Origin of the sequence: Microbulbifer halophilus (genome assembly GCF_026183675.1) — a bacterium.
In the GTDB taxonomy this organism is placed as follows: Bacteria; Pseudomonadota; Gammaproteobacteria; order Pseudomonadales; family Cellvibrionaceae; genus Microbulbifer; species Microbulbifer halophilus.
In genome coordinates this window covers 25035-50382 of sequence record NZ_JAPIVK010000006.1, presented here as the reverse complement: position 1 = coordinate 50382, position 25348 = coordinate 25035, and the positions used below count along the sequence as shown (strand labels likewise).

Genomic DNA, 25348 nt, shown 5'->3' with positions numbered 1-25348 from the left:
GTTGGACTGAACTCCGTGAAGTCCAACATTATCCCTCCACCGGCTCCAACCGATAGATGCCGTCGCCCATCACCAGGTACGGGTAGCCGTCCGGCCCGCTGCGCACATCGCGGATACGGTTGGCGTTATCCAGCAGTATCTCGTCGCCGGTAACTCTGCCGTCCTCTATCTGCAGCAGGCGCAATTCCTGGGTGGCGAGGCTGGCCACCAGCAGTTGGTCGCGCCAGGCGGGAAAGCGGTCGCCGCGGTAGAAATCGAGCGCCGATACGCCGATGGATGGCGTCCAGTGGTGTAGCGGCGACTCCATCCCCTCGCGCTCCGCGTGTTCGGTAATGATGCTGCCATCGTAGTTGATTCCGTGGGTGGCCAGCGGCCAGCCGTAGTTGCGGCCGCCGTGCAGTCGGTTGATCTCGTCGCCGCCGCGGGGGCCGTGCTCGGCGGACCAGAGGGCGCCGCCGGCCGGCTGCAGCGCCAGTCCCTGGGGATTGCGGTGGCCGTAGCTCCAGACGCTGTTTTCAAAGGGGTTGTCCGCCGGTATGCGGCCGTCGTCGCGGAGGCGGTGGATCTTGCCGCGGGGATCGTCGGTGTCCTGGGCGCTGTCGCGGTTGCCGCGGTCGCCGATGCTGAAAAATACATAGCCGTCGCGCACCTGCAGGCGCGAGCCGTAGTGGTGCGTGGTATCGCTGTGGAAACGCGCCGGTGCGCGATAGATATCCTGCTGCTCCGTCCACTGCAGGCCGCGCAGGCGGCCGCGTACCACCCGGGTCATATTGCCGTTTTCCCCTGAGTCGGCAAAGGTGAGGTAGAGCCAGCCGTTTTCCGCATAGTCCGGGTGCGCGGTCACTTCCAGCAGGCCGCCCTGGCCGCTGTAGTGCACTTCGGGAATGCCGCGCACGGGCCCGCGGCGCTCGCCGTTTTTGAACAGCCACAACTGGCCATCCAGTTGCGTGGCGATGAGCTCGCCGCCGGGCAGGAAATCCATGGCCCAGAGTTCCCCCGGGGCGCCGGCGATGCGCTCTGCCTTGAACCTGTGGCCGCCGGCACGAATCGTTTTACTGGCGTATCTCGGTGCCAGCAGGCCGTCGGCGTTGAAAGCAATCTGCCGGGTAATGGCGCCGTGCTGCGCCGGACGGGCACTGGGGGTGAAACTGCGCAGGTTGAAGACCCCGCTGCCGTAGATACCGGCAAAACAGAGCTGGTGCGGCCCTTCCAAACGCCGCGCCAGGCCGATATCCAGTTCACCGAATTTTTCCCAGCCGCCGGTCACCGGTGTTTCCTTTTCGCCCAAGTGAACGATTGCGCCGCTGTTGTCTATGGCCACCAGTGAAAAGCGGCCGGGGTCCGTACCGCCGTTGGCGTAATCCAGTTCCAGGCTGGCGACGCCGCCCAGGTCGATATCGTCGTAGCAGAGGCTGTCGCCAGTATTGAAAAATCCCAGGTAGCGCAACTGCGGATCCGCTTCGGAAGTCAGGACCCGATAGCCGTAGGAGTGCTCCGGATTCAGGTCCATTGCCGATACGGGATCGTGCTGGGCGCTGCCGCCGAGATACCGGGCCAGGGAGCGGATTTCGCCGCTATCCAGGTTGGCACCGAAGGCGGGCATGCCCCGGCCGGGGCGACCGTCGCGAATGATTTTTTCCGCCGCTTCTGTCGCCAGAGCCGGCGGTGCATTGCCGTGGCAGCCGCTGCAGTGGTTCTTGTAGAGGTCGGCGGCGCTGTCGGCGTGAACTGGTAATACGGTTGCAGCCAGTGCCGCGATCGACAGTGATCGCAAAACTGAAAAATGGTCGCGGAAAATCCGCTGGGATACAGGTGTTGATTTCATGGCTTGAGTCCGTCGGTTGTTCCGTGTAGCGACAGACTAAAGGCCCAATGATCACCGGGGCTTGAACAAAGCCGAACAGGAATTGCGGTGCATTTTATATAGGGCCTGGCGTTTGATGCCGGGCTGTAGGAGCCTGCTTGCAGGCGAAGAGAGTGCGGCCTCCTCGGCTGTTCGCCTGCAAGCAGGCTCCTACAGGGGCTACCGTGCGATATGGCGACTCTGCGGCGGGCCTAGGTAACTCTGGCGCAGGCCGCCGGTATCGACGATCAGCTTCTGCAGCGTTATCCCCGGATCCAGCGCGTAGATGCGCAGTTTGTGCGGGCCGGCTTTTTCGATAGTGTGCTCGCTATCGGCGCGGCGCACGCCGTTGCGAACGGCTTCGGCCCAGGCGGATTTGGAGTCGTCCTGCAGAATATCGATCACCTGCGGCTCGCCGCCGTCGATGGACACAGCGTAGCGCAGGCCGCGGTCCGGGGCGAAATCCAGGCTGGGGGCGAAGATTCCCTCGATGCGGATGGGGCCCTCGCTAAACAGGTAGAGATCGTATTCCACCCAAGGGGCGTCGGTGATTTTTTCGTAGCGGCGATCGCCGACCGGGAAGACCGAGATGGAGGATTGCGTGCGGCCGTGCTGTTCGATTTCCTCCCAGCCGGTACCGCTGTCTGCCTTGCCGCTGCGGCTGAAGTTGGCTGCCTCGATGGCGATATGGCCGTCGGCCTCGACAAAGCCGTGTATGTTTTCACGCGTATTCCTGTCGGGCTGGAAAGCGTCGATGGCGATGTTGGCGCCGCCCCAGCCGGTGCCCTCGATCTTTATGCTTCCCTCGCTCCGGCCCACCGGTGCGGTCTTCCAGTCGATGGAGACCTGCAGGCGCTCGCCGACTTCCACCGCACCCTCGGTTTTGCTGACCCGGATCCAGTCGGCACTGGGCGCGGCGGAAAAGTCGAAGGGCGCGTTGCCGCGGTTGAAGACGTCGATGTAGTGGTCTTGCGGGCCGTAGGGGCTGAACTGCGGCAGTGCCAGGTCGCCACTCGCCGGCCAGAATTTCGCGCTGCCTTCGACGGCGACGCCCATATCGGCGGCGTCGTGCGGTTGATAGTCGTAGGTGACCGGCATGGTATTGCGCGGCGGATTGTTCCAGTGGGTATAACCGATATGGGTCTGGTCCATAAAGTGATTCCACTTGCCGCCGTTGATACGGTGATACCGATCTGCCAGCGCTGCGTCGGCTTCGAACAGTGCGCGGGCGCGCTGTGCGTAGTCGTCGGCTTGCGCGCGTCCCTGTTGTGCGTAGAGACGGTTCTTGGCGGTGGCGTTGTAGAGTTCGCTGACGGTGCGGGTCGCCTCGACCGGGTGCTGCACCAGCTGGAAAAACGCATCCCGGTAGTCATCGTCCAGTTCCCGGTAAATGGCTTCCGCTTTTTCCGTCATATCGATCAGCTCCGCGCTGATACGGTCCGCCTCGCGGTAGTGAAGCTGGCTGTAGGTGTCCGGGCCCATCAGTTCCGGTTTGCGGCGGCCGTTGTGGCGGCTGTAGCCGGTGACCAGGTTCTCGATTTCTGCCGCGTGTTCGGGGCCGAATTCCCGCTCGGCCCACAGTTGCCCGAACTCCTCCAGCCGCTCTTTGGGCCAGTCGGCGGGATCCCAGGCCATGCGCAGGAAGAATTCCGTGGGAAATTCCTGCGGCTTCAGGTCCCCGACGTTGACGATCCAGATGCGGCGCGCGTCGTACCGGTAGGCCAGGTTCATCTGTTCCCAGATCTTGGCGATGGGAGTGACATTCATCCAGCGATAGGAGCGCGGGCCGCCCACATAGTCGAAGTGGTAATAGACCCCGGCGCCGCCGCTGCGGTCGCGCTCATCCGGGGTGGGCAGGCGGCGGATATTGCCCCAGTTGTCGTCGGCCCACAGCAGGGTCACGTCGTCGGGCACGCGCATGCCGTCTTCGTAGTAGCCCTGCACTTCCTTGTACAGGGCCCAGACCTGCGGCACCTGGGTGATGTCGCGATCGTCGAAGACGTCTTTCAGTATTTCGCGCTGGTCGTCGACGATGGTTTCCAGCAGATCGATATTCTGCTCCTCGCTCATGGGCGTGTCTTCCTGGCCACGCATACCCAGGGTATAGATACTGCCGTAGGGCCTGTTGCGTTCGGCCCCCTCGCGCCAGAAATCGTAGAGGTTTTGCGGGTTGGTGGCGTAGTCCCAGTCGCCCTCGCCGTGGCGGTTCCACTCCTTGTCGGCGCGCATCATGGGTTCGTGGTGGGAGGTGCCCATGACGATGCCGTATGCGTGGGCGCGCACCATATTCTGCGGGTCGTCGTCGTTGAAAGCGTTGTTCCACATGGCCGGCCACAGGTAGTTGGCCTTGAGGCGCATCAGCAGTTCGAACACGTGTTCATAGAATTCGTGGTTGTAGTCGCCGAACTTTTCCTGCACCCAGCCGGTCAGCGCCGGCGCCTCGTCGTTGAGGAAGATGCCGCGGTATTTCACTGCCGGTCTGTCGGTAATTCGGGTGTCGGCTTTTGCGAACAGGTTTTCGGATTTTTCCACCGGCACATCGGCCCACCAGTACCAGGGTGAGACGCCGATCTGCTCGCTGATGGTGTAGAGGCCGTAGGCGGTGCCGCGGCGGTCGTTGCCGGCCACCACCAGCGCCTGTTCGACGCCGTCGAGCGGATTGCTGACGGCGCGGATCAGGTAGCCCTCCCACTGGCCTTTTATTTCGCTTGCATCGATTTTTCCCTGGGCGATCAGCCGGTCGATCAGCGGGCTGGTACCGATCTCGCCGACGATAATCGCCTGCTTGCCGAGATTCTGCGCATCGGTGACCAGCCGGGGTTTCTCGCCGGTGACCCGCCGGATATCCCGCTGCAGGTTGTCGAGGGCAATGGCGATGGCGCTGTCGGCGTTTGTGTCCCGGTAGAGGCTGGCGGCGCTTTCGCCTTCGACGATGCGCACGGCGTTTTCGCCGGGGCTGTCGGTGATAAAGGCGGGTTCCCCGAGCGCCGCGGCGCGCCCGGCCAGTAGCAGAGTGGCGAGGGTGATCAGCAGGCGGGGCAGGGAAAAAATGCTCGATTTCATAAGCGGTCGTTTACTTCTTGGTTTTTTGATACCAAAAAAACGGGAGCCGCCGGGGCTCCCGCTGTTCTTGAACGCCCTTTTGGGGTCGCGCTACTGGGCGGTTACCGATATCTCGTCAATATATACATCGGTACCTCCCGTGGTGTGTTCGAAGTAGATCTGCGCCGATTCGAACTCGCAGCCCGCGGGTACCTCGAATTGGCCGCTGAGATGGGTCCATTGTCCGGCGGTTACCTGTTCCTGCTCAACCACCGATACCCACTGCTCGAGGCCATCGCAGATATTGAGCTCGCGGGTAATGCTGACCACGTCGTCCTGACTGAGCAATACCTGGGCACTCACGGCATAGGTGGTACCGGCTTCCAGCAGGTCGGTCAGGTCGTGGGCGGCGTAGCTGCCCCAGGTATCTTCGCCGCTGCTGAAGAAGCCGGAGGCCTTCAGGCTTTGTTCACCGCTGTACGCCTCTTCACTGGATGGCTCAATTGTGCCGGGTTCACTGACTTCGGCATTGCCGGCGGTCCAGTTGCCTTTTCCCGCTTCGAAGTCGCCTTCCACCAGGTTGTCACCATTCCCCGGCTCGGGTGCAGCGGTGCCCCAGCCCAGAATTTCCACATCGTCGTAGTAGAGAGTTTCCACGTCGAGCGGCGTATTCTCGAAGTAGATGCGTACCTCGTTGATCACATCGCAATCCGCTGGGACCGTGAGCTCCCCGGAGAGCTGCGTCCATTCGTTCGCGGGAACGGCTGTGTTGTCTTCGATTCCGCTATAGCTGGAGTCCCCGTCAGGAATGTCGTTGCAGCGCATTTTGTACGACAGGGTAACTTGCGCCGCATCGGGGCCCGAGTGGGAGACCCAGGCGCTTACCGGATAGGTTTCGCCGGCTTCCACTTTGCCGGTCAGGTCGTAGGAGGCGCGGTTGGCGCCGGCGTCGGTGCGGCCGGAAAGGCTCAGGCCCTGACTGCCGGAATTGGCCGTGTCGGTCAGCGCGAGTTCGCCTTCGTCGGTGTACCAGACGCTCCAGCCGGAGTCGATGGTGTCACCCTCGAAGCCGCCATCTTCCACCAGGTTGATTCGCGTCACCTCGGTGGAGCCGAAGCGCAGCCAGTCGATATTGCCCACATTCGCCGCACTCATAAAGCGCAGGTAGACGTCGTGTTTCCCTTCTGTGGGCTCCCACTCGGTATCGACGGTGTCGAAACTGTTCCAGCCGCCGGTGGGCGGCAGGGGAACACTGGCGACTTCGCTGCAACTGTTGACGTCGTCACAGTCGAACCGCACGGAGATGCTGCCGGTTGCGCCCCCGTCCTCGACTTCGCCCTTGGCGTAGTTCACCTTGAGGCCGTCCCAGCCCTGCTGGAATTCCACGCCCCTGAATACGATCCAGTCGCCGACATCGACGTGGGAAATGATTTCGCCGGAGGCCAGCAGCCCTTCGCCTTCGTCGAACAGCTCCGCCTCCAGGACGAGGCCGGATTCGTCGCCGCTCCAGCCGGCGGGTACATACTCGGGCACGGTGCAATCCTCGTTGCCGTCGATGGCGTAGCAGCGCAGCCACTCCAGCCCCGGGCGCTCGGTTTCGTCGCTGTTCAGCAGCCAGGCGTTTTCACGCCACGTGGCGCCCTCGCGGTAACCCCAGTGGGTGACGCCGGCCACCGCCGGGTGCTCCCAGAAAACGGTGAAGAGTTCGCGCAGCTTGTTGGCGTGACGCGCGTCATCGGCGTAATTGATATCCAGCTCGGATACGTAGATGGGCAGGCGGGCGCCGCCGAGCAGGTCCAGGTTCTTCTGCACCGTGTCGGCGGAAATCTGCTCCAGGAAGTGCGCCTGTACACCGATACCGTCGATCAGCTCCAGCTCCTGCAGGAGCTCCACCAGCATCAGGTAGTCTTCAGTGCTCTCTTCCAGGTTCAGGATGTTGTAATCGTTGAGGATCAGCGTGGAATCCGGAAAGTGCTCGCGGGCCATTTCGAAGGCGGTAATCAGCCAGTCCCAGCCGCTGTCGCCTTCACCACCCAGCGCTTCCATATAGGCCGGCGGCGCGTGCAGCGGCTCGTTGACCACATCGATCATGTCCAGGTCCGGGTAGCGCTCTGCCACCGCGGCCATCCATTCGTCGATTTCCTGCAGTTGCTCTTCGGCGCTCAGGTCCGCCAGCCAGTCGGGTTGTTGCTGGCCCCAGAGCAGGGTGTGGTGTTTGTAGCGCAGCTCGTGGTTCCCGGCAAAATTATGCGCGGTATCGAGCGCCGCCCAGTCCATCTGGTCGCGGGTGGCCTCGACGCTGCCCCACTTGCCGGCGTTGCCGGGGGTAACCTGGTCGAAGTAAGTGGTCAGGTTCAGGTAGTCGTCGTCGCTTTCGGTGGCGGTGCCGAGGAATTTATCCAGCGCTGGCCATACGGTGACGATCACCGTATCCGGTGGGCTGCTGGCGCCGCCGTCGTCGCCCACGCGCAGCTCGAGTTCCAGTGTCGCCGCCTCTTCGGTCTGCGGTGCGATAAAGGTGACCGCTCCCCCCTCGCCCGCGCCGAGTTCCACCGAGGGGCCGGCGACCTGGCTCCAGTTGTAATCGGTAACGGTGCCGTCGGCGTCGCTGCCGCTGCCGGCCAGGGTGACGGACTCGCCGGCGGTGACGGTTCTGTCGCTGCCGGCATCGGCGATGGGTGCCGCGTTGTTGTCCGGCGGCGCGGAGTTGTCCGGTTCCTCGGTCTCCTTGTTGGTGCAGCCGGCGGATGCCACTGCAAGGCTCAACATCGCGATTTTAAGCAGGTGATTTTTCATGGTCATACCCTTCCCGTTTGCCCGTTGTACCGGGCTTTGTTGTTGTGGATAACCCTGTAGTGCACGGGTGGCCCGTTCCTCTGGAACGGTGGCACGGGGCTCCATCGGTGTGGACGGAGCTTCGGTCGCGGCAGCCACCCTGCGAGGAGTCGACGCGGAGGGCGGGCACACTGACTGGTGAAGGTAAGGCAAGTGTGTCATCGCTGGTGTCGCGCAAGTCCAATTATTCTTTTCGTGTCGTGGCGCTGAATGCGCCCGGCTTGCAGCTTGTGATCCCGGGCATTGGTATCGGGATCATTTACGTTAACGCTAACATTAGGTGTAAACGTTTACAATATTGGCTGTCAAGTACCATTTTGAATCGGACGGAGGGGCTTGACAGAGCGAGGCAAGGTGTTCGATTCTTTAAATTGTTAGCGGTACCAATAAATAGCATAAGCCGATGCAGGCATAACAATAACGAACCGCTGTAGCTTCTTCGGGCCCGCAAGTCGGGTGGGCGGGGCATACCGGCGGAGAAAGCGAGATGGGAGAAACCCATGTTCAAGAAGAATAAACTTTCCGAAGTCATTATCACTCTGGCCGCAACGGCGATGGGTACCCAGCCGGTTCTTGCCCAGGACAGCGAGGAGGAGGAATCCCAAGGCCCGGCGGCCATGGAGGAAGTGGTGGTCAGCGGTGTGCGCTACAACCTGCAGAATGCCCAGGACATCAAGCGCAATGCGGACACCTTCGTCGATTCCATTTCCGCGGAGGATATGGGCTCGCTGCCGGACCGCAGTGTGCTGGAAGCCATGCAGCGCATGCCCGGGGTTTCCATCGAGCGCTTTGCCGGTTCCGACGACCCGGACCACTTCGGCGTGGAGGGCTCCGGTGCCATCATCCGCGGCATGACCGCCACCCGCTCCGAATTCAACGGGCGCGATTCCTTCACCGCCAACTCCGGCCGCGGCCTGTCCTTCCAGGATGTGCCTCCGGAACTGATGGGCGGTGTGGATATCTACAAGAACCAATCCGCGGACATGATCGAGGGCGGTATCGGCGGCACCGTCAGCCTGCGTACCCGCAAACCCTTCGACAGCCCGGAACAGACCTTTTCGGTCTCCAGCGATTACTCCCTGGGGGACCTGGACGAGGACGGGACACCCACACTGTCCGCGCTCTACAGCGACCGCTGGACCACTGGCGTGGGGGAGTTCGGACTGCTGTTGAACGCAGCCCACTCGGAATTGCTGGGGACCTCCCACGGTATCCAGTCGGATACCTATCTCGAGTACGACGCCGCCGGCCTGCCCGGTGCGGAGGGTTTCGATTCCGTCTGGGTGCCGAACGCCTCCAACTTCTTCAAGAAACACGACGACCGCACCCGCAAGGGTTACGCCGCCGCTTTCCAGTGGGCCGATCCGGACGAGACCCTGCTGGCCACGGCGCAGTTTATGCGTTCGGATGCGCGGCTGTCGTGGACGGAGAATGCGGTCAAGTACCAGGGGGACTCCTATGATGGAGACCGCAACGTCGGCGCCCTGGATGGTACCCGGTTTTCATTCGACGACGACGGTGTATTCGAGAAGGGCGCCATGGTCACCGAAGCGGGCTGGCGCGGCGGCTATGCGCCGGACGACGGCCAGTTCGGTACCAAGTTCCAGACCGATACCCGCTACAAGGATACCCACACGGTGGTGGACGACTTCGCCGTGAACCTGAAGGTGACCCCCGACGACAACTGGGAGTACAACTTCGACCTGCAGTATATCCAGGCGGAGACCGCGGACGACGACCTTCAGGTTTCTCTCGGCCAGTGGATGGCGCAGGACTACGATGCCGGCGGCGAGACGCCGAACCTGGAGCTGACAGACCCGGGCGCGCCCTACGACGGCAGTGAAAACCCCAACTGGTTCAGGAATCCGGAAAACTACTGGTGGCGCTCCGCCATGGATCACTACGAGCGCTCCGAAGGGGAATCCATCGCCGGGCGCTTCGACGGCACCTACCACTTCATGGAGGAGCCCCTGGGGCTGTTGCGGGCGGCGAAATTCGGCGCGCGCATGGCCGAGCGGGAGCAGACGGTGCGCAGCACCTCCTACAACTGGGGAGCCATCGGCGCCGAGTGGAACACGCCCATGTACCTGACCAACCCGGAGGTGGCGGACCAGCCCTACGAGTATGTGAACTTCGATGAATTCCATCGCGGCGGCGTGGTCGGCGTGCCGGATGGCGGCTTCCTGTTCCCGAGTGCGGATTTCGTGAAGGGCGTAGCCAAGGGAAACCGGGAGATCTATATCTCGCCGGAGGGCGAGCCCTGGGAGCCCCACCCGTCGCGCGAGGATATCGTGGCCGAGGGAATTTTCCAGGCACCGGAAATCTACGATACCACCGAAACCAATCGCGCCGCCTACCTGCGCCTGGATTTTGGCTCGGATTCCACCGCGCTGCGTTTCGAGGGCAATGTGGGCCTGCGCTATGTGGAGCTCGAGCGCGAGGCACTGGGATCGATCCAGTATCCGGACCTGGTGGGCCTGCCCTATCCGGAGGGAGCGCCGGTCGATCTCGACGATTACGAAGCCGTTTGGGCGTGGGGTGAGCAGGCCGTGGCCGACGAGCGTTACGAAACCGTGAAGGAGGCCATTGCCTACGCGCGCGATCCCAACAACTGGCTCTCTGCCGGGGAAAAAGCCTTTGGCAACGACGCCTTTACCGAGGAGGAGGGCTGGAGCGAGTACAGCACGGTGCTGCCCAGCTTCAACCTGAAACTGCAGCTGCGCGATGATCTGCTGACGCGCTTCGCCGTGTCCAAGGCGATTGCACTGCCGGATATGTCGGAAGTGAAGAACCAGGCCGTGCTGGGCCAGCGACAGTTGGGGGTGGACCGGTTTTCCCCGGACGAGCTGCCCCCCAACGCGCCGGAGCCTTCCGGCGACGGTGAGGACGATGTGGGCACCGACATCAAATCCGTCGCCGCGGTGGACTGGACCGGCTCCGGCGGCAACCCCTATCTGTGGCCGATGGAGTCGATCCAGTACGACGCCTCGGTGGAGTGGTATTTCGCCGATGTGGGCTCCTTTACCACCTCGCTGTTCTACAAGGACCTGAGCGACACCTTCATCAAGGGCGCCTTCCCGCGGGACTTCGCCAACCCGGTCACCGGGCAGGTGCAGACGGTGGATTTCGAGTCCACTGTCAACGGCGGCGACGGTTATATGCAGGGCGTGGAAGTGGCCTATCAGCAGTTTTACGACATGCTGCCGGAACCCTTCGATGGCCTGGGTCTGCAGCTCAACTACACCTGGATCGATTCCGGCCTCAAGAACACCGCGCAATCGCAACTGGCGGCGCCGGTCACCGGTGAAGACGAGGAGGAGCGCTTTCCGCTGCCGGATATTACCCAGCTGCCGCTGCGCGGGGTTTCGGAGCACACCTACAATCTCGTCGGCCTGTACGAGAAGGGCCCCTGGTCGGCGCGCCTGGCCTACAACTGGCGCTCCAAGTACCTGCTGACCACCCGCGACGAAATCAGCAAGTACCCGATATTCAACGACGACGCGGGCTATATGGATGGCTCCCTGTTTTACAACTTCGACAACGGGGTGACCATCGGTCTGCAGGCCACCAACCTGCTGGATACCCAGACCGAGACGCTGATGGTGCTCGACAACGAGGGTACCGAAGCGGGGCGCTCCTGGTTTATCCAGGACCGCCGCTACGCGCTGATCGCCCGGGCCAGGTTCTGATCCTGGCTACACCGACGTAGTCATCTCTCCGGTTGCGCACTGTTTCGGCAGTGCGCTTTTTTGGGTTTAATGGCCTGTGAATAATATCCGCAGTCGGGGCTTGCCATGACCGATAAGAATATAAGAAAAGTCCTGATCGCCGGCGGCGGTACTGCCGGCTGGATGACCGCCGCCGCGCTGGCGAAAATCCTCGGGAACCGCCACTGCCAGGTCCAGCTGGTGGAATCCGAGGAGATCGGCACCGTCGGTGTCGGCGAGGCGACGATTCCACAGATCCAGCTCTTTAATCGCCTGTTGGGATTGGACGAGAACGAGTTCCTGCGTCACACGCGCGGTACTTTCAAACTGGGTATCGAGTTTGTCGACTGGGGCAGGGTGGGCACTTCCTATATCCACGCCTTCGGCGAGGTGGGCAAGGATATGGAGGCGATTCCCTTCTACCACTACTGGCTCAAGGAACACCTGGCGGGCCGCGCCGGGGAGATCGGCGATTACACCCTGACCGCGTCGGCGGCGTTGCAGGGGCGGTTCATGCGTTCCGTGGATGCCGGCAATTCGCCGCTGTCGAATATCGTCTACGCCTTTCACTTCGACGCCGCCCTCTACGCTCGCTATCTGCGAGAGTTTGCCGAAGCGCGCGGCGTGGTGCGCACCGAGGGCAAGATTGCCCACACCCATCTCAATCCGGACGACGGCTTTATCGAGTCGGTCGAGCTGGAAAGCGGCGAGTCCATCGAGGCGGATCTGTTTATCGATTGCACTGGTTTTCGAGGCCTACTGATCGAGAAGACGCTGGGTGTCGGTTATGAGGACTGGCGCCACTGGCTGCCCTGCGATCGGGCCTGGGCGGTGCCCTGCGAGAGCGCCGGTGAACCGCTTCCCTATACTCGGTCTACTGCGCGGCCGGCGGGCTGGCAGTGGCGCATTCCGCTGCAGCACCGCATCGGCAACGGCCATGTGTACAGCAGCCGCTTCATGGGCGACGACGAGGCCCGCGAAATCCTGCTGAGCAACCTCGACGGCGCGCCGCTGGCGGAGCCGAAGCTGCTGAAGTTCACCACCGGCAAGCGGGAAAAGTTCTGGCACAGGAACTGCGTCGCCATCGGCCTGGCCAGCGGTTTTATGGAGCCGCTGGAGTCCACCAGTATCCACCTGGTGCAGTCCGCCATCGCGCGGTTGTTGACGCTGTTTCCGAACCGCAACTTCGATATGGAGGATATCGACGAGTACAATCGCCAGACCCATTTCGAGGTGGATCGCATCCGCGATTTCCTGATCCTGCACTACAGCGCCACCGAGCGGGACGACTCGGAATTCTGGAACTACTGCCGCAGCATGGCGTTGCCCGACACACTGGTGCAGAAAATGGCGCAGTTCAAAAGGAACGGGCGGGTCGTGCGCGTCGACGGTGAGCTGTTCAACGAGCTGAGCTGGATGGAGGTGATGGTGGGGCAGGGCATTGTGCCCAGGGCCTATCACCCGCTGGTGGATGTGATGCCGGATGACAAGCTGGCGGCGCGGATGGCGGAGATCAAGCGTGTGATCGATCGCTCCGTGGCGGCGATGCCGGCGCACAGCGAGTTTATCCGCCGGCACTGTGCCGCGTCGTGATTGTCGGTATTGGATTGAGAGGCGCCGGCTGAGTTTTCGGAACAATGATGGGGGTTGTTGTTGCCGCCAGTGTATGAGCGGCGCCCGTCGGTGCGCACGGCGCATCCTACAGGTTTGTCCCAGCCCGATCCGCGCGGGTCTTCGTAGGGTGCGCCGTGCATACCGGTACCGGACTTCGCGGCAATTGGGGAAATATCGCCTTACCAGTCGTGCATGCTGCCGTCCTGCAGCCGGTTGACCGGCAGGTAGGCGCGCCGGTAGGGAAATTGCTCCGCGGCGTCTTCATCGATATCCACACCCAGCCCGGGCTGTTCGCCCGGGCGCAGGTAGCCGTCGCTGAAGCGATAGCCGTGGGGGAAGACCGTGTTGGTGTCGTCGGTATGCCGCATATATTCCTGGATACCGAAATTGGGGATCGACAGGCCGAAATGCAGCGCCGCGCTCATGGTGATCGGCGACAGGTCGGTGGCGCCGTGGCAGCCGGTGCGCACCCGGTACAGGTCGGCGAGGCTGGCGATGCGGCGCATCTGGGTGATGCCGCCGGCGTGCAGTACCGTCGCGCGGATATAGTCGATCAGCTGTTCCTCTATCAGCTGCTTGCAGTCCCAGATGCTGTTGAAGACTTCGCCCACCGCCAGCGGGGTGGTGCTGTGCTGGCGGATCGGGCGGAAGCTTTCCTGGTTTTCCGCCGGCACGGCGTCCTCCAGCCAGAAGAGGCGGTAGGGTTCCAGGTCCTTTGCCAACCGCGCCGCCTCGATGGGTGTCATGCGGTGGTGGGCGTCGTGCAGCAGGTGGACATCCCAGCCGAGTCTCTCCCGCGCGGCGGCGAAAAGCTCCGGTGCGCTCCTGAGGTATTTTTCCGTTGACCAGAGGTTTTCCGTGGGCAGGTCCGCGTCCGCGGGCTCGTAGAAATCCTTGTCCTTCGATACGCCGTAGGTGGATTTCAGGCCGGGTACGCCCGACTGCAGGCGCACGGCGCGGTAGCCCTGTTCGATATAGCGCTCGGCTTCCTGCAGGGTCTCCTCGATGGTTTCGCCGTTGGCGTGGCCGTAGACCATGCAGCCTTGGCGACAGGCGCCGCCGAGCAACTGGTAGAGCGGCAGGCCCGCCACCTTGGCCTTGATATCCCAGAGCGCCATGTCCACGGCGGCGATGGCGCTCATGGTGACCGGCCCGCGACGCCAGTAGGCGCCCCGGTAGAGATACTGCCAGGTGTCCTCGATGCGGTGCGCGTCGCGGCCGATCAGGCAGGGAACCACATGGTCTTCCAGGTAGCTGGCTACCGCCAGCTCGCGGCCGTTCAGGGTCGCGTCGCCGACACCGTAAACGCCGGCGTCGGTCTCGATTTTCAGGGTGACGAAATTGCGGCCGGGGCAGGTGGTGATGACCCGGGCGGCGGTGATTTTTGGCATTGAGTCTTTCCTGTAAAACATTCGGTCGCCTCTGCGCGGGGAGCCGGGCGCAGAGGCACTGCAGCGAAAAATCAGAGGCCCTCGAGGCCGAGTTTTTCCAGTGCCCGCAGATGGCCCTCGACATTGTCCTCACCGGTATAGGCGAGCGCCCGCCACCTTTCCTCCGCGGCCATGGATTCCCCCGGAGTCAGCGCCCGGTAGGGCGCGTGCACTTCCAGTTCCATGATGCCGCTGCCGGGCTTGTCCGGGTCCTGTTCCAGGTAGACTTCCACCTGGCCCTGTTCCGGGTGGATGGAGTCGCGCGGTTGCTGGTCGAACTCGATCAGGAAAAGCTGGCCGCGGTCGAAGGCGGCGATCCAGCCGGCGGCCGGTTCGATATAGGCCTTGGCCTTGACGTGGTTACCGCGGGAGAAATCGAACAGGCCGAGCTCGCTCTTGTCCGGGTCCACCTGTGCCTCGGCGGACATTTCGGGGAATTTTTCCAGGCGCAGGTCGCCATCGAAATCCTCCACCGGTACGTAGAGACGCGCCTCCGGGCTGACGCGGGTGTTGAACCAGATATCCCATTGCACCGGTTCGTCGCGGCGGTTGGCGGCCTCCACCCGATGGACCAGCGTTTCGCCGTCGAGGCGATAGCGCTTGGTGAGCTGCAGGCCGGTCACCGGACTCGCCGGGGAGACCATGGTCGCTTCGGTCTCGCCGAGTGTTTCCAGTTCGCTGTCGGCCAGTACGGTAAACGGATCCGGCGGCCAGACGGCGGCCGACTCGCGGCGCTCGGCGTTCAGGGACTGGTGTTTCCACCAGTCGCCCTGGGGCCCGGGCCAGATGATATGGCCGAAATAGGGCACGAAACCGGATTCCGCCGAGACTTCCGGCGCCGGCGTCTCGCGCACCGCCTCGCCCACTTTCAGCAGGTTTTCTCCCCCCGCCACGGAAAAGCCGAGACCGCGGCCGCCGATCTCCGGTGTGAAGCGGTAGCTCAGGTGCTCGTTCTGCAGTGTGTGGGTTTCTACTTGCTGAGCCGCGGCGGCGCCGGCACCGAACAGTGCGGCCAGCGCCAACCCGTAGGAGCCTGCTTGCAGGCGAACAAAGCGGTTAACGCGAAGCCCGAAACTTTTCGCCTGCAAGCAGGCTCCTACAGAAGTCGACAAGTCTCTTTGTTTCTTCATGGTTCAATCCGCAAAGGCGTTCAGGGTCTGGATACTGCCGTCTTCATTGTGCGTCAGCGGCATCATCTTCACATTGCGCAGATGGGTCTGGCCGCCGGAGAGTTCGGTGTCGTGGTAGAAGAGATACCACTGGTCGTTGAACTTGGCAATGGAGTGGTGGTTGGTCCAGCCCAGTACCGGCTCCAGGATCACGCCCTGGTAAGTGAAGGGCCCGTAGGGGCTGTCGCCGGTGGCGTAGGCGATATTGTGGGTGTCGCCGGTGGAGTAGGAGAAGTAGTAGGTATCCTCGTACTTGTGAATCCAGGCGGCCTCGAAGAAGCGCTTTTCGTTGTCGCCGGCGCGGATCGGGGTGCCGTCCCGATCCAGCAGTTCCACCTCCTTCGGCTCCTCGGCGAAGCTGAGCATGTCGTCGGACAATCTGGCGACCAGGGGGGCGATGGCCGGCTCGTCGTCGGCCGGGTAGGCATCCTCGGCCACGTATTCACCGGTCTGCCAGCGTTGCAGCTGGCCGCCCCAGATGCCGCCGACGTAGAAATAATATTCGCCGTCATCATCCCGGTAGACGGTCGGGTCGATACTGTAGCTGCCGGCAATGGGTTCCGGCTGGGCCTCGAAGGGGCCGGTGGGGGAATCGCTCACGGCCACGCCGATGCGGAAAATGTCGTTTTCATCCTTGGCCGGGAAATACAGGTAGTATTTGTCGCCCTTTTTCGCCGCGTCCGGTGCCCACATCTGGCGCTTGGCCCAGGGCACATCCTCCACGTCCAGGGCCACGCCGTGCTCTTCCACCTCGCCGCCGACCTTGTCCATCGACAGGACGCGGTAGTCGCGCATGGCGAAGTGGGCCCCGCTGTCGTCCATGGGGATATCCGTTTCGATATCGTGGGATGGGTAGATAAAGAGCCTGTCGTTCCATACGTGCGCCGATGGATCGGCGGTGTAGATATGGCTGACCAGCGGATCGGAGGCGAATTCGCGCTCCTTGGCCATGCGGCGGTTTTCCGCTTCCTTCTTGACGACATCGGCCACTTCGCCGGATTTTTCGTCGGCGGCGCAGGCGGACAGGGTCGTGCCCAGGGCCAGTAGCAGGGAGGAGAGTTGTACTTTGTTCATTGCTGTCTTTACTCCGTCGATTATTGTCTGGATTGGGGGGTTACCGTAAGCAGTGCGGTTTTCAGTTCCGCGGAATTGGCGCCCACCATAATCTCGAATTCGCCCGGCTCAACGACCCGCTCCATCGAACGGTTCCACAGGGACAGGTCTTCGCCGTCGAGGGTGAATTTCACCGCGCGGCTTTCGCCCGGTTGCAGGGTGATGCGCTGGAAGCCGCGCAGCTGTTTTACCGGTCGGGTGACCGAGGCGATCCTGTCGCGGATATAGAGTTGCACCACTTCGTCGCCGGCGCGTTCGCCGGTGTTCTGGACCTCGACCGAGACGTCTACCGGATCGCCGGCGGCAATATCCGCTGCGGAAAGCTGCGGCTCGCCGATTTCGAATCGGGTGTAACTGAGACCGAAGCCGAACGGGAACAGCGGCGACTTGTCGTCGAACAGGTAGCCGCGCCGAGCGCTGGGCTTGCGGTTGTAGTAGAGCGGCAATTGCCCCACATTGCGGGCAAAGGTGACCGGCAGTTTGCCGCCGGGATTGGTGTCGCCGAACAGTGCCTCGGCAATGGCGGTGCCGCCCTCCTGGCCCAAGTACCAGCCCTCGATCAGCGCGTTGGCATCGGCGGCGATATTTTCCAGGGCCGGCGGGCGGCCGTTGATCAGCACCACCACCACCGGTTTGTCCAGGGCGAAGAGCGCCTCCGCCAGTTCTTCCTGTTCGCCCACCAGTTCCAGGCTGGATCTGTCGCCCAGGTGATTGGTGGCCCAGGCCTCGCGACTGGTCTGCGCCGTGTCGCCGATGAATAGCGCCACCGCGTCCGCTTTTTTCGCCGTGGCCACCGCCTCGCGGATACGCTCGCGGTTTTTCTCCGCATCGGCGCGCTGCACTTCGTCGGTCCACCAGTTGTCGTCTTTGGTGATACGCGCGCCCTCCGCGTGCAGCAGTTCCACTTCGCTGCCGATGCGGGCCTGCAGTCCGGCCAGGGGGCTCACTGTCTGCTGTGGCTCGCCGGAATAGCCGCCCAGCCGTGTCGTCGCGGCGTTGGGGCCGATGACGGCGAGGGAGTCCAGCTGGCGGTCGTCGAAGGGCAGGGTGCCGTCGTTTTTCAGCAGCACCATGGATTTGCGCGCGGCCTCCAGGGCCAGCGCGCGGGCGTCGCTGTCGCCGGTGATCTTCTCGGCCAGGTCGGCATCGCCGAAGGGGTTTTCGAACAGGCCGGCGTTGAATTTCAGTGCCAGCATGCGGCCGGCGGCGGTGTCGATCTGTTGTTCGGTCGCGCGGCCGGTGCGCACCGCGTCGGCCAGCAGGCTGTAACTCTCGCCGTCGGGCATGTCGGTATCGACACCGGTATCCAGTGCGGCCACCGCGGCGGATTCCAGGTCCGGCATCAGGTGGTGCAGGCGCTGGAGTTGCGCGATGGCGTCGTAGTCGCTGACCACGGCGCCGTCGAAACCCCATTCGTCGCGCAGGACATCGTTCAGCATCCACTTGTTCACATGGCTGGGCACGCCGTCGATCTCGTTGTAGGAGGCCATCAGCGCGCCCAACTCGGTGCGCTCGACCACCTGCTCGAAGGGCGGGAAGAAATAGTCGCGCAGGGTGCGCTCGCCGAAGGGGGCGATGCCCACATTGGTGCCGCTCTCCGGCTGGCCGTGGCCGGTCATGTGCTTGAGGGTGGCGAAGACGCGGTCGTCGGCCAGTGGCAGGGTGTCGCCCTGCAGTCCCTTCACCGCGGCCACGCCCATTTCTCCCACCAGGTAGGGATCCTCGCCGAAGGTTTCCTCGATGCGGCCCCAGCGCGGGTCCCGCGCGATATCCACCACCGGCGACAGCACCAGCGGCACGCCGCGGGCGCGCACTTCGCGGGCGATGACGGTGTTCACCCGCTGCACCAGATCCGTGTCCCAACTGCTGGCCAGCGCGATCGACTGCGGGAAACTGGTGGCGTCGGCGCTGGCGTAGCCGTGCAGTGCCTCCTCGTGGAACAGCACCGGGATGCCGAGGCGGGTTTCCTCCACCGCGTAGCGCTGTATCGCGTTGATGTATTGCACCGTATCGCGCAGCGTGCGCCAGCGGGATTCACCGCCCGGCTCGGCGCCGCGGCGATCCGAGGGCCGCGCGATATGACCGGGACCCTGGGGGTGGGCATCGCGGGCGCGGGCGGGATCGAAATCGAGGTTGTCGTCCTGGATTTCGGTTTTTCCGGCCCAGATGGTGGTGATCTGGGCGATCTTCTCTTCCAGGGTCATGCGCGAGAGCAGATCCCGCACGCGCGCATCCACCGGCGCCGAGCTGTCGCGGTAGAGGGGGGTGGCTGTATTCGGGGTGTCTCCGGAGGCGGTGGGTCCGCTGGATTCCGGGAGCATGAAATAGGCCGCCGTCGCCAGGCAGGCGCCAGCGCCGAGACCGATCAGCAGTCGCGATGGCCGGTGGGAGCTTGCCACTGTACCGTCTCCTCTCATCGTTATTGTTGTTCTGTCAGTTTTGTTTTTACTTTTTTTATCTTGGTGATAGCGCTACCATCATAAATCAGCGGGCGGCTTTGTCAAAGCCCGTGCAGAGTACTGAACTCGGGTTCCGGCTCCCGGGAGCTCCGGGACCCGAGTGCCCGAGAATACATAAAAACTCAAGTTTCGGGGTTTAGTTTCGGCTAGTGGCATCGAAAAGCATTTTGAACTCCGAAACTTGAGATAAAAAATAACGAGGATTCAGCGATGGGATGGTTCGCCCCGATGTGCCGCGCGGCACTCCTGCTCTCGATTGCACTCGCCCTGTCCCCGTCCAGCCGGGCCGAGGACGGCTACGACCTGTGGCTGCGCTACAAGGCGGTGGAACCGCAGTGGCGGCAGACCTATGCCGCGTCCACGCGGCAGCTGGTGTTGCCGCAACGGCAATCGCCGACGCTGCGCGCCGCCGCCGACGAGTTGCGCCGCGGTATCGGCGGCCTGCTGGATATCGATATCGGCGCCGCCGAAAAGGTTACCGGCGACGGCGCCCTGATACTGGGCACGCCGCAATCCTCGCCGCTGATCGGGAAGCTGGCGCTGCCGCTGGGGGGCCTGGCCGCGGGCGGCTACCTGATCCGCAGTGAGCAGGTGGACGGTCACCGCGTCACGGTCATCGCCGCCAACGATGATATCGGCGTGCTCTACGGCGCTTTCCGCTTCCTGCAGCGGATGCAGACCCGCCGATCCCTCGACGATCTCGCCATCGCCGCCTCGCCGCAGGTGGAGCGGCGCCTGCTCAACCACTGGGACAACCTCGACCGCAGCGTGGAGCGCGGCTACGCCGGCCAGTCCATCTGGGACTGGTGGCGCCTGCCGGACTACCGGCATCCGCGCTACACCGACTACGCCCGCGCCAATGCCTCCATCGGCATCAACGGCACGGTGCTGAACAATGTGAACGCCGATGCCGATATCCTCACGCCGCGCTATATCGACAAGGCCGCGGCGCTGGCGGAGGTATTCCGGCCCTACGGGCTGCGGGTCTACCTGTCCGCGCGCTTCAGTGCGCCGATGGAGATCGGCGGCCTCGGTACCGCGGACCCGAAAGATCCGGCCGTGCGGCGCTGGTGGAAAGACAAGGCCAGTGAAGTCTACGCCGCCATCCCGGACTTTGGCGGCTTCCTGGTCAAGGCCAACTCCGAGGGCCAGCCGGGCCCGCAGGACTACGGTCGCAGCCATGCCGACGGCGCCAATATGCTCGCGGATGCGCTCGGGCCCCATGGCGGCGTCGTCATGTGGCGCGCTTTCGTCTACGCCCACGACAACCCCGAGGATCGCGCCAAACAGGCCTACAGCGAGTTCAAGCCGCTGGACGGTCAGTTCGCCGACAATGTGATCCTGCAGGTGAAAAACGGTCCCATCGACTTCCAGCCGCGGGAACCCTTCCACCCGCTGTTCGGCGCCATGCCGAAAACGCCGCTGATGATGGAATTCCAGATCACCAAGGAATACCTGGGCTTCGCCACCCACCTGGCCTACCTAGGCCCGCTCTACGAGGAGGTGCTGGAGGCGGATACCTGCCGCATTGACTCCCCTCTCCCCCGGGGACAAATCGGCAGGACTGCCGATTTGGGCGCCGAAGGCGCCCGCGCAGCGGGCGAGCGCCAGGGACGACGCGAGTCAGTGGGGCCGGGGCCGGGGGAGAGGGCGGCCGACGCCTGCACCGGACAGGCCACCGTCGCCAGCGTCGTGGACGGCTCCCTCCACGACTACCGCCACACCGGTATCGCCGGCGTCGCCAATATCGGCCGCGACCGCGACTGGTCCGGCTCCGTCTTCAACCAGGCCAACTGGTATGTCTTCGGTCGCCTGGCCTGGAATCCGCAAGACAGTGCCCGCGCCGTGGCCGAGGACTGGCTGAAGATGACCTTCAGCCCCGACAGCGCATTCGTGCAGCGCGCGGCGGACATGATGATGGCCTCACGCGAGGCGGTGGTGGATTACATGACCCCGCTGGGCCTGGCGCACCTGATGGCCACCGGCCACCACTACGGCCCGGGCCCCTGGGTGTCGGAGCTGGCGCGCCCCGAGTGGAACCCGGCCTACTACCACCGCGCCGACGCCGGCGGGATCGGCTTCGATCGCACCGCCGAGGGCAGCAATGCGGCGGCCCAGTACGCGCCGCCGGTGGCGGAGCGGTTTGCCTCGCGCACGGCGGTGCCGGAGAAATACCTGCTCTGGTTCCACCACCTGCCCTGGGACCATTCGATGCCTTCCGGTCGCGACCTCTGGGCGGAGCTGGTCCACCGCTACGATCGCGGCGTGGCGCAGGTGGAGAAAATGCGCGCCGACTGGGCGCAGCTGGAACCCTTTGTGGATCGGCAGCGCTTTGTGCAGACCGGGGCTTTCCTCGCCATCCAGGAGCGCGAGGCGCGCTGGTGGCGGGACGCCAGTATTGCCTATTTCCGCAAGGTATCCGGGCGCGAACTGCCGGAGGGTGTGCGGCCGCCTGCGTATGCCCTGGAACACTACCGGGGGCAGTCTTTCCCCCGTGCGCCGGGGCACTGACGGGGTACAGCCGGGTCCGACTTTGCGTTCGGTGCAAAGTCGAACGTCAGGATTTGCGTCGCGGCGCCCATCTGGACGATTCCATCCGGACCGTGGGTGCAGGATGATGCCGGGATGTTTCCGGTTCCTTACCGCCGAGAAGTTCTCGGTGTGAATCCTGGCCGCCGCGAGACGGCGCAATCCCGCTCGAGAAATGAAAAGTCCTTGACTTCGAGGGGGCGGAAGCGTAATCCTAATGATGGTAGCGGTACCATTTCCGCTAACACGAAAATTAAAAGACGATCGAACAATAAACATAACTAGAACCGCCGCGGTTTTCTCGGAGTTGTGCAGCCGGGATTGGCTGGGCGGCTAATCGCGAGAAGGGAGAACCCTATGTTCCAACGCAAGAAGCTGTCGGATGTAATCATTACCGCCGTGGCCACCATGGCCTGTGCACAGCAGGTGGGGGCCCAGGAATCATCTGGCACGCTGGAAGAAATCACTGTAACCGGTATCCGCGCCTCTCTCGAGCGCTCCATGGATATCAAACGCGACTCCTCCGGTGTCGTCGACGCCATCTCCGCCGAGGATATCGGCAAATTCCCCGACACCAACCTGGCCGAATCCCTGCAGCGGATTACCGGGGTTTCCATTGATCGGGTGAATGGTGAAGGTTCTCAGATCACCATTCGCGGCTTTGGTTCCGACATGAATATGGTCACCCTGAATGGCCGCACCATGCCGGGCGGCTCTGCATTTGGCGGTGGCAGTGGTGCCGGCGTCACTCGCGGTGGCCAGAGCCGGGCTTTCGATTTTGCCAACCTGGCTTCCGAAAGCGTCAGTGGTGTCGAGGTTTACAAGACCGGCAAGGCCGCCATCGCCTCCGGCGGGTTGGGCGGTACCGTGAACATCAACACCACCCGGCCCCTGGAAGACCCGGGCTTTAAGCTCAGCCTCGGCGCCAAGGCGGTAAACGACACTACCAACCTCAACGGCGACGACTATACCCCGGAAGTCTCCGGCATCTTCAGCTGGACAGACGACAGCGAGCGGTGGGGGGTATCCCTTACCGGCAGTATCCAGGAGCGCGACTCCGGTTCGGCTGGTGCCACTGTCAACGACTGGAATATCGGTCGCTGGGGGCAGGATGACCTGTATAGCCTCACCGACGACGCGGAAATAACAAACGCCCCGGAAGACGGTCAGTTGTACGTTCGGCCCAACGATATCCGCTATACATGGTCCGATCGCGAGCGCGAGCGTACAAACGCCCAGGCCACTTTCCAGTTCCGCCCGTCGGATAACATTACCGGTACTCTGGATTACACCTATGCGGAAAACCAGCTGACCGAATTCCGCAGCGAGCAGACCCTGTGGATGGGTAACGGTAGCAGCATCGACGAGGTGGTGTTTGACGAGAATACTGTGGCCACGCCCCTCTCTGTTCACGAGACCAATCTGACCGATAAGGACATGGGCTTCGAGCAGCAGTGGCGCGAACAGGAAGACACTCTGAAGTCCGTCGGCTTCAATCTGGATTGGGAAGTGAATGATTCCTTCTCGCTGGCCCTGGATGCGCACGATTCCAGTATGGAGAGTCTGCCTGCAGGGCCTGGCGACAGCGGTTCCATCGATATGAGCCTCGGCGCACCAGTTGGTGCGGGGCAGAGCTGGAATTTCCGTGGAGACGTGCCGGGCGCCGATTTCGAGTTCGACGATTCCGGCAAGGCCGGGGGCGGTAATACTCCGGGGCAGTTTGATGCCGGTGATTTCGGCAGTCAGGTAGCGCGGGTCTGGTATGCCTCCCAGGAGACTGATATCTCCCAGGTCAAGATGGACGGTAGCTATGAGTTTGATAACGGCCGCTTCGACTTCGGCATAGAGGATCGGAGCACTGAGTTCCTGTCACGGCAATCGAACCGTCAGTGGACGCTCGGTGACTGGGGCATCAACGACGCCGGAGCTGCTGGCCTTGACGAGTTGCTGGAGCCTTTCAGTCTCTCCGGTCAATTTGATGATCTGGGTTACGCCGGCAACGCTACCAATCTGGGTTTCCGGGCTTCCGATCCGATAGGGGTGTGTAACTGGGCGGTGGAAAACTATCCGCGTGATGGAGAGGCCGCCTGTGAACATACGGATAACTGGACATCCAACAATAAGGTTGAGGAAGATGTACAAGGCGTCTACTTCCAGGTGGCAGTAGACAGTGAGTTGGGCGGTTTTCCGGTGAGCTACCTGACCGGCCTTCGCTATGAGAGCACGGAATCCACTTCAACCTCCGAGGTCCTGAAGCCCGATTACTTACTGTGGCAGGACAATAACGATTTCTTGCAGGAAGATACCGATGAGAAGGTATCGCTTACAGTCAAGAATGACTATGACCACCTGCTGCCCAGCTTTGATTTCTCTATCGACCTGCGCGAAGACCTGAAGGGGCGCTTCTCCTACAGCAAGACAATCGCCCGTGCAGGCCTGGGGAACCTCGCTGCTGTTCCGAGCGGCTGGGGCACCAACGGTTCAACTCTGAATGATGCGAACCCGACGGCAAGTGAGACCAATCCGCAACTGGTACCTTTCGAATCCGATAACCTGGACTTGTCCATGGAGTGGTATTACGACGACTCCAGCTATGTTTCTCTTGGCTTCTATGAGAAGCGGGTGGACAATTTTATCGGCAACGAAAAGGAGGACCGCACCTTCTTTGATATGCGCGATGTGACCGCCGGGCCGCGTGCCGAAAATGCTATTGCGGCACTTGAGGCTGATGGCGTTCCTCTCGACGATACCACTCTGTTTTCTGCAATGGTGGTTAATCAGTATCAGGGGCAGGATGGTGTGACCTTCCCCGCTGAATGTGGAGATTTGACATCGAGCCTGGCCGGCTTGGCGAATCCGGACTGCACCGCGAAGATCGGCAGCCTGGAAGATGCTGAAGGCAATGCTCTGGATTTGGCGCCGAATAGTGACGATCCCGAGATGGTGTTCGAAACCACCTTCCCCACCAACCAGAAGAGTGCACAAATTCACGGCTTCGAGTTCGCTGTGCAGCATTTCTTCGGCGATAGCGGGTTTGGTGTCCAGACCAACTACACCACGGTACGTGGCGATGTCGGCTACGATGTCAATGCAGACCCGAGTGAAATTCAGTTCGCACTTCCCGGTCTGAGCGACACCGCTAACGTGGTGGGTATTTACGATAAGCACGGTATTCAGGCGCGTCTCGCTTACAACTGGCGCGATGACTACCTGATGTCAATCAGTGAAGGTTCTACCGACGCGCGCTTTGTGGAGGCCCATTCGCAGTGGGATATGAATGTCAGTTATGAGGTTAATGAAAACCTTGACGTATTCTTCGAAGGGATCAACCTGACCGAAGAGGATGTTCGCCACTACTCGCGCAATACCAGGCAGCTCTGGTTCGCGGAAGAGCTGGGTGCGCGCTATCAACTTGGCGCCCGCTACACCTTCTAAGTCGTGGAGCGAAGCCGTCGCTCCGGGATGGATTCCGAAGCGACGGCAACCCAAAACTAAATTCTCTCGACAGCTGTATCGATACTGTCGATACAGGATAAACGTTTGTTGCTAGAATCGATTTGGCCGCTGTTTACAGCGGCCTTTTTTTTATCAAGGCTTTCATGTAGTT

Annotated in this window: 11 protein-coding genes; 4 read left to right on the top strand and 7 right to left on the bottom strand. The window is 62.6% G+C overall.

Going from position 1 to position 25348, the window contains the following annotated elements; genetic code table 11:
• Positions 1 to 28: 28 nt before the first annotated feature.
• The 3 genes from OQE62_RS04715 to OQE62_RS04705 form a co-directional block, all read right to left on the bottom strand.
• The gene (locus tag OQE62_RS04715) at positions 29 to 1825 is read right to left on the bottom strand and encodes a PQQ-dependent sugar dehydrogenase (protein ID WP_265720845.1); all 1797 of its coding nucleotides are present in this window, start codon (positions 1823 to 1825) and stop codon (positions 29 to 31) included.
• A 198-nt stretch (positions 1826 to 2023) separates the two neighbouring features.
• A complete protein-coding gene (locus OQE62_RS04710; RefSeq protein ID WP_265720844.1) occupies positions 2024 to 4906 on the bottom strand; it encodes a glycosyl hydrolase 115 family protein in 2883 nt (960 codons plus the stop codon).
• A 90-nt stretch (positions 4907 to 4996) separates the two neighbouring features.
• Complete coding sequence (locus tag OQE62_RS04705; protein WP_265720843.1) at positions 4997 to 7687, bottom strand: endo-1,4-beta-xylanase; 2691 nt, start codon at positions 7685 to 7687, stop codon at positions 4997 to 4999.
• A 533-nt stretch (positions 7688 to 8220) separates the two neighbouring features.
• Between OQE62_RS04705 and OQE62_RS04700 the strand changes: the two genes are divergently transcribed.
• Together OQE62_RS04700 and OQE62_RS04695 are read left to right on the top strand one after the other, a co-directional pair.
• The gene (locus OQE62_RS04700) at positions 8221 to 11409 is read left to right on the top strand and encodes a TonB-dependent receptor (RefSeq protein WP_265720842.1); all 3189 of its coding nucleotides are present in this window, start codon (positions 8221 to 8223) and stop codon (positions 11407 to 11409) included.
• A 105-nt stretch (positions 11410 to 11514) separates the two neighbouring features.
• Positions 11515 to 13020: a tryptophan halogenase family protein gene (locus tag OQE62_RS04695; RefSeq protein ID WP_265720841.1), complete on the top strand. Its 1506-nt coding sequence runs from the start codon at positions 11515 to 11517 to the stop codon at positions 13018 to 13020.
• Positions 13021 to 13220: 200 nt separating this feature from the next.
• On the opposite strand, the gene manD is transcribed toward OQE62_RS04695, so the two are convergent.
• From manD to OQE62_RS04675, 4 genes are all read right to left on the bottom strand, one after another.
• Positions 13221 to 14432 (bottom strand): D-mannonate dehydratase ManD, encoded by a 1212-nt coding sequence (gene manD / locus OQE62_RS04690; RefSeq protein ID WP_265720840.1) that lies wholly within the window; start codon positions 14430 to 14432, stop codon positions 13221 to 13223.
• Positions 14433 to 14503: 71 nt separating this feature from the next.
• Complete coding sequence (locus OQE62_RS04685) at positions 14504 to 15601, bottom strand: DUF4380 domain-containing protein (protein WP_265720839.1); 1098 nt, start codon at positions 15599 to 15601, stop codon at positions 14504 to 14506.
• A gap of 3 nt (positions 15602 to 15604) precedes the next feature.
• A complete protein-coding gene (locus tag OQE62_RS04680; RefSeq protein WP_265720909.1) occupies positions 15605 to 16591 on the bottom strand; it encodes a glycoside hydrolase family 43 protein in 987 nt (328 codons plus the stop codon).
• A 143-nt stretch (positions 16592 to 16734) separates the two neighbouring features.
• Positions 16735 to 19152 (bottom strand): glycoside hydrolase family 3 N-terminal domain-containing protein, encoded by a 2418-nt coding sequence (locus OQE62_RS04675; RefSeq protein ID WP_265720838.1) that lies wholly within the window; start codon positions 19150 to 19152, stop codon positions 16735 to 16737.
• 270 nt (positions 19153 to 19422) lie between these two features.
• On the opposite strand from OQE62_RS04675, the gene OQE62_RS04670 reads away from it, so the two are divergent.
• Positions 19423 to 21723 carry an alpha-glucuronidase family glycosyl hydrolase gene (locus OQE62_RS04670; RefSeq protein ID WP_265720837.1) on the top strand — a complete coding sequence of 767 codons (2301 nt, stop codon included), beginning with the start codon at positions 19423 to 19425 and terminating at the stop codon, positions 21721 to 21723.
• Positions 21724 to 22098: 375 nt separating this feature from the next.
• Positions 22099 to 25176 carry a TonB-dependent receptor gene (locus OQE62_RS04665; protein WP_265720836.1) on the top strand — a complete coding sequence of 1026 codons (3078 nt, stop codon included), beginning with the start codon at positions 22099 to 22101 and terminating at the stop codon, positions 25174 to 25176.
• Positions 25177 to 25348 lie beyond the last annotated feature (172 nt).

Coding starts and splice junctions, on each gene's coding strand:
- OQE62_RS04715 (WP_265720845.1), bottom strand. CDS start 1,825: ATGAAATCAACACCTGTATCCCAGCGGATTTTCCGCGACCATTTTTCA.
- OQE62_RS04710 (WP_265720844.1), bottom strand. CDS start 4,906: ATGAAATCGAGCATTTTTTCCCTGCCCCGCCTGCTGATCACCCTCGCC.
- OQE62_RS04705 (WP_265720843.1), bottom strand. CDS start 7,687: ATGACCATGAAAAATCACCTGCTTAAAATCGCGATGTTGAGCCTTGCA.
- OQE62_RS04700 (WP_265720842.1), top strand. CDS start 8,221: ATGTTCAAGAAGAATAAACTTTCCGAAGTCATTATCACTCTGGCCGCA.
- OQE62_RS04695 (WP_265720841.1), top strand. CDS start 11,515: ATGACCGATAAGAATATAAGAAAAGTCCTGATCGCCGGCGGCGGTACT.
- manD (WP_265720840.1), bottom strand. CDS start 14,432: ATGCCAAAAATCACCGCCGCCCGGGTCATCACCACCTGCCCCGGCCGC.
- OQE62_RS04685 (WP_265720839.1), bottom strand. CDS start 15,601: ATGAAGAAACAAAGAGACTTGTCGACTTCTGTAGGAGCCTGCTTGCAG.
- OQE62_RS04680 (WP_265720909.1), bottom strand. CDS start 16,591: ATGGCCAAGGAGCGCGAATTCGCCTCCGATCCGCTGGTCAGCCATATC.
- OQE62_RS04670 (WP_265720837.1), top strand. CDS start 19,423: ATGGGATGGTTCGCCCCGATGTGCCGCGCGGCACTCCTGCTCTCGATT.
- OQE62_RS04665 (WP_265720836.1), top strand. CDS start 22,099: ATGTTCCAACGCAAGAAGCTGTCGGATGTAATCATTACCGCCGTGGCC.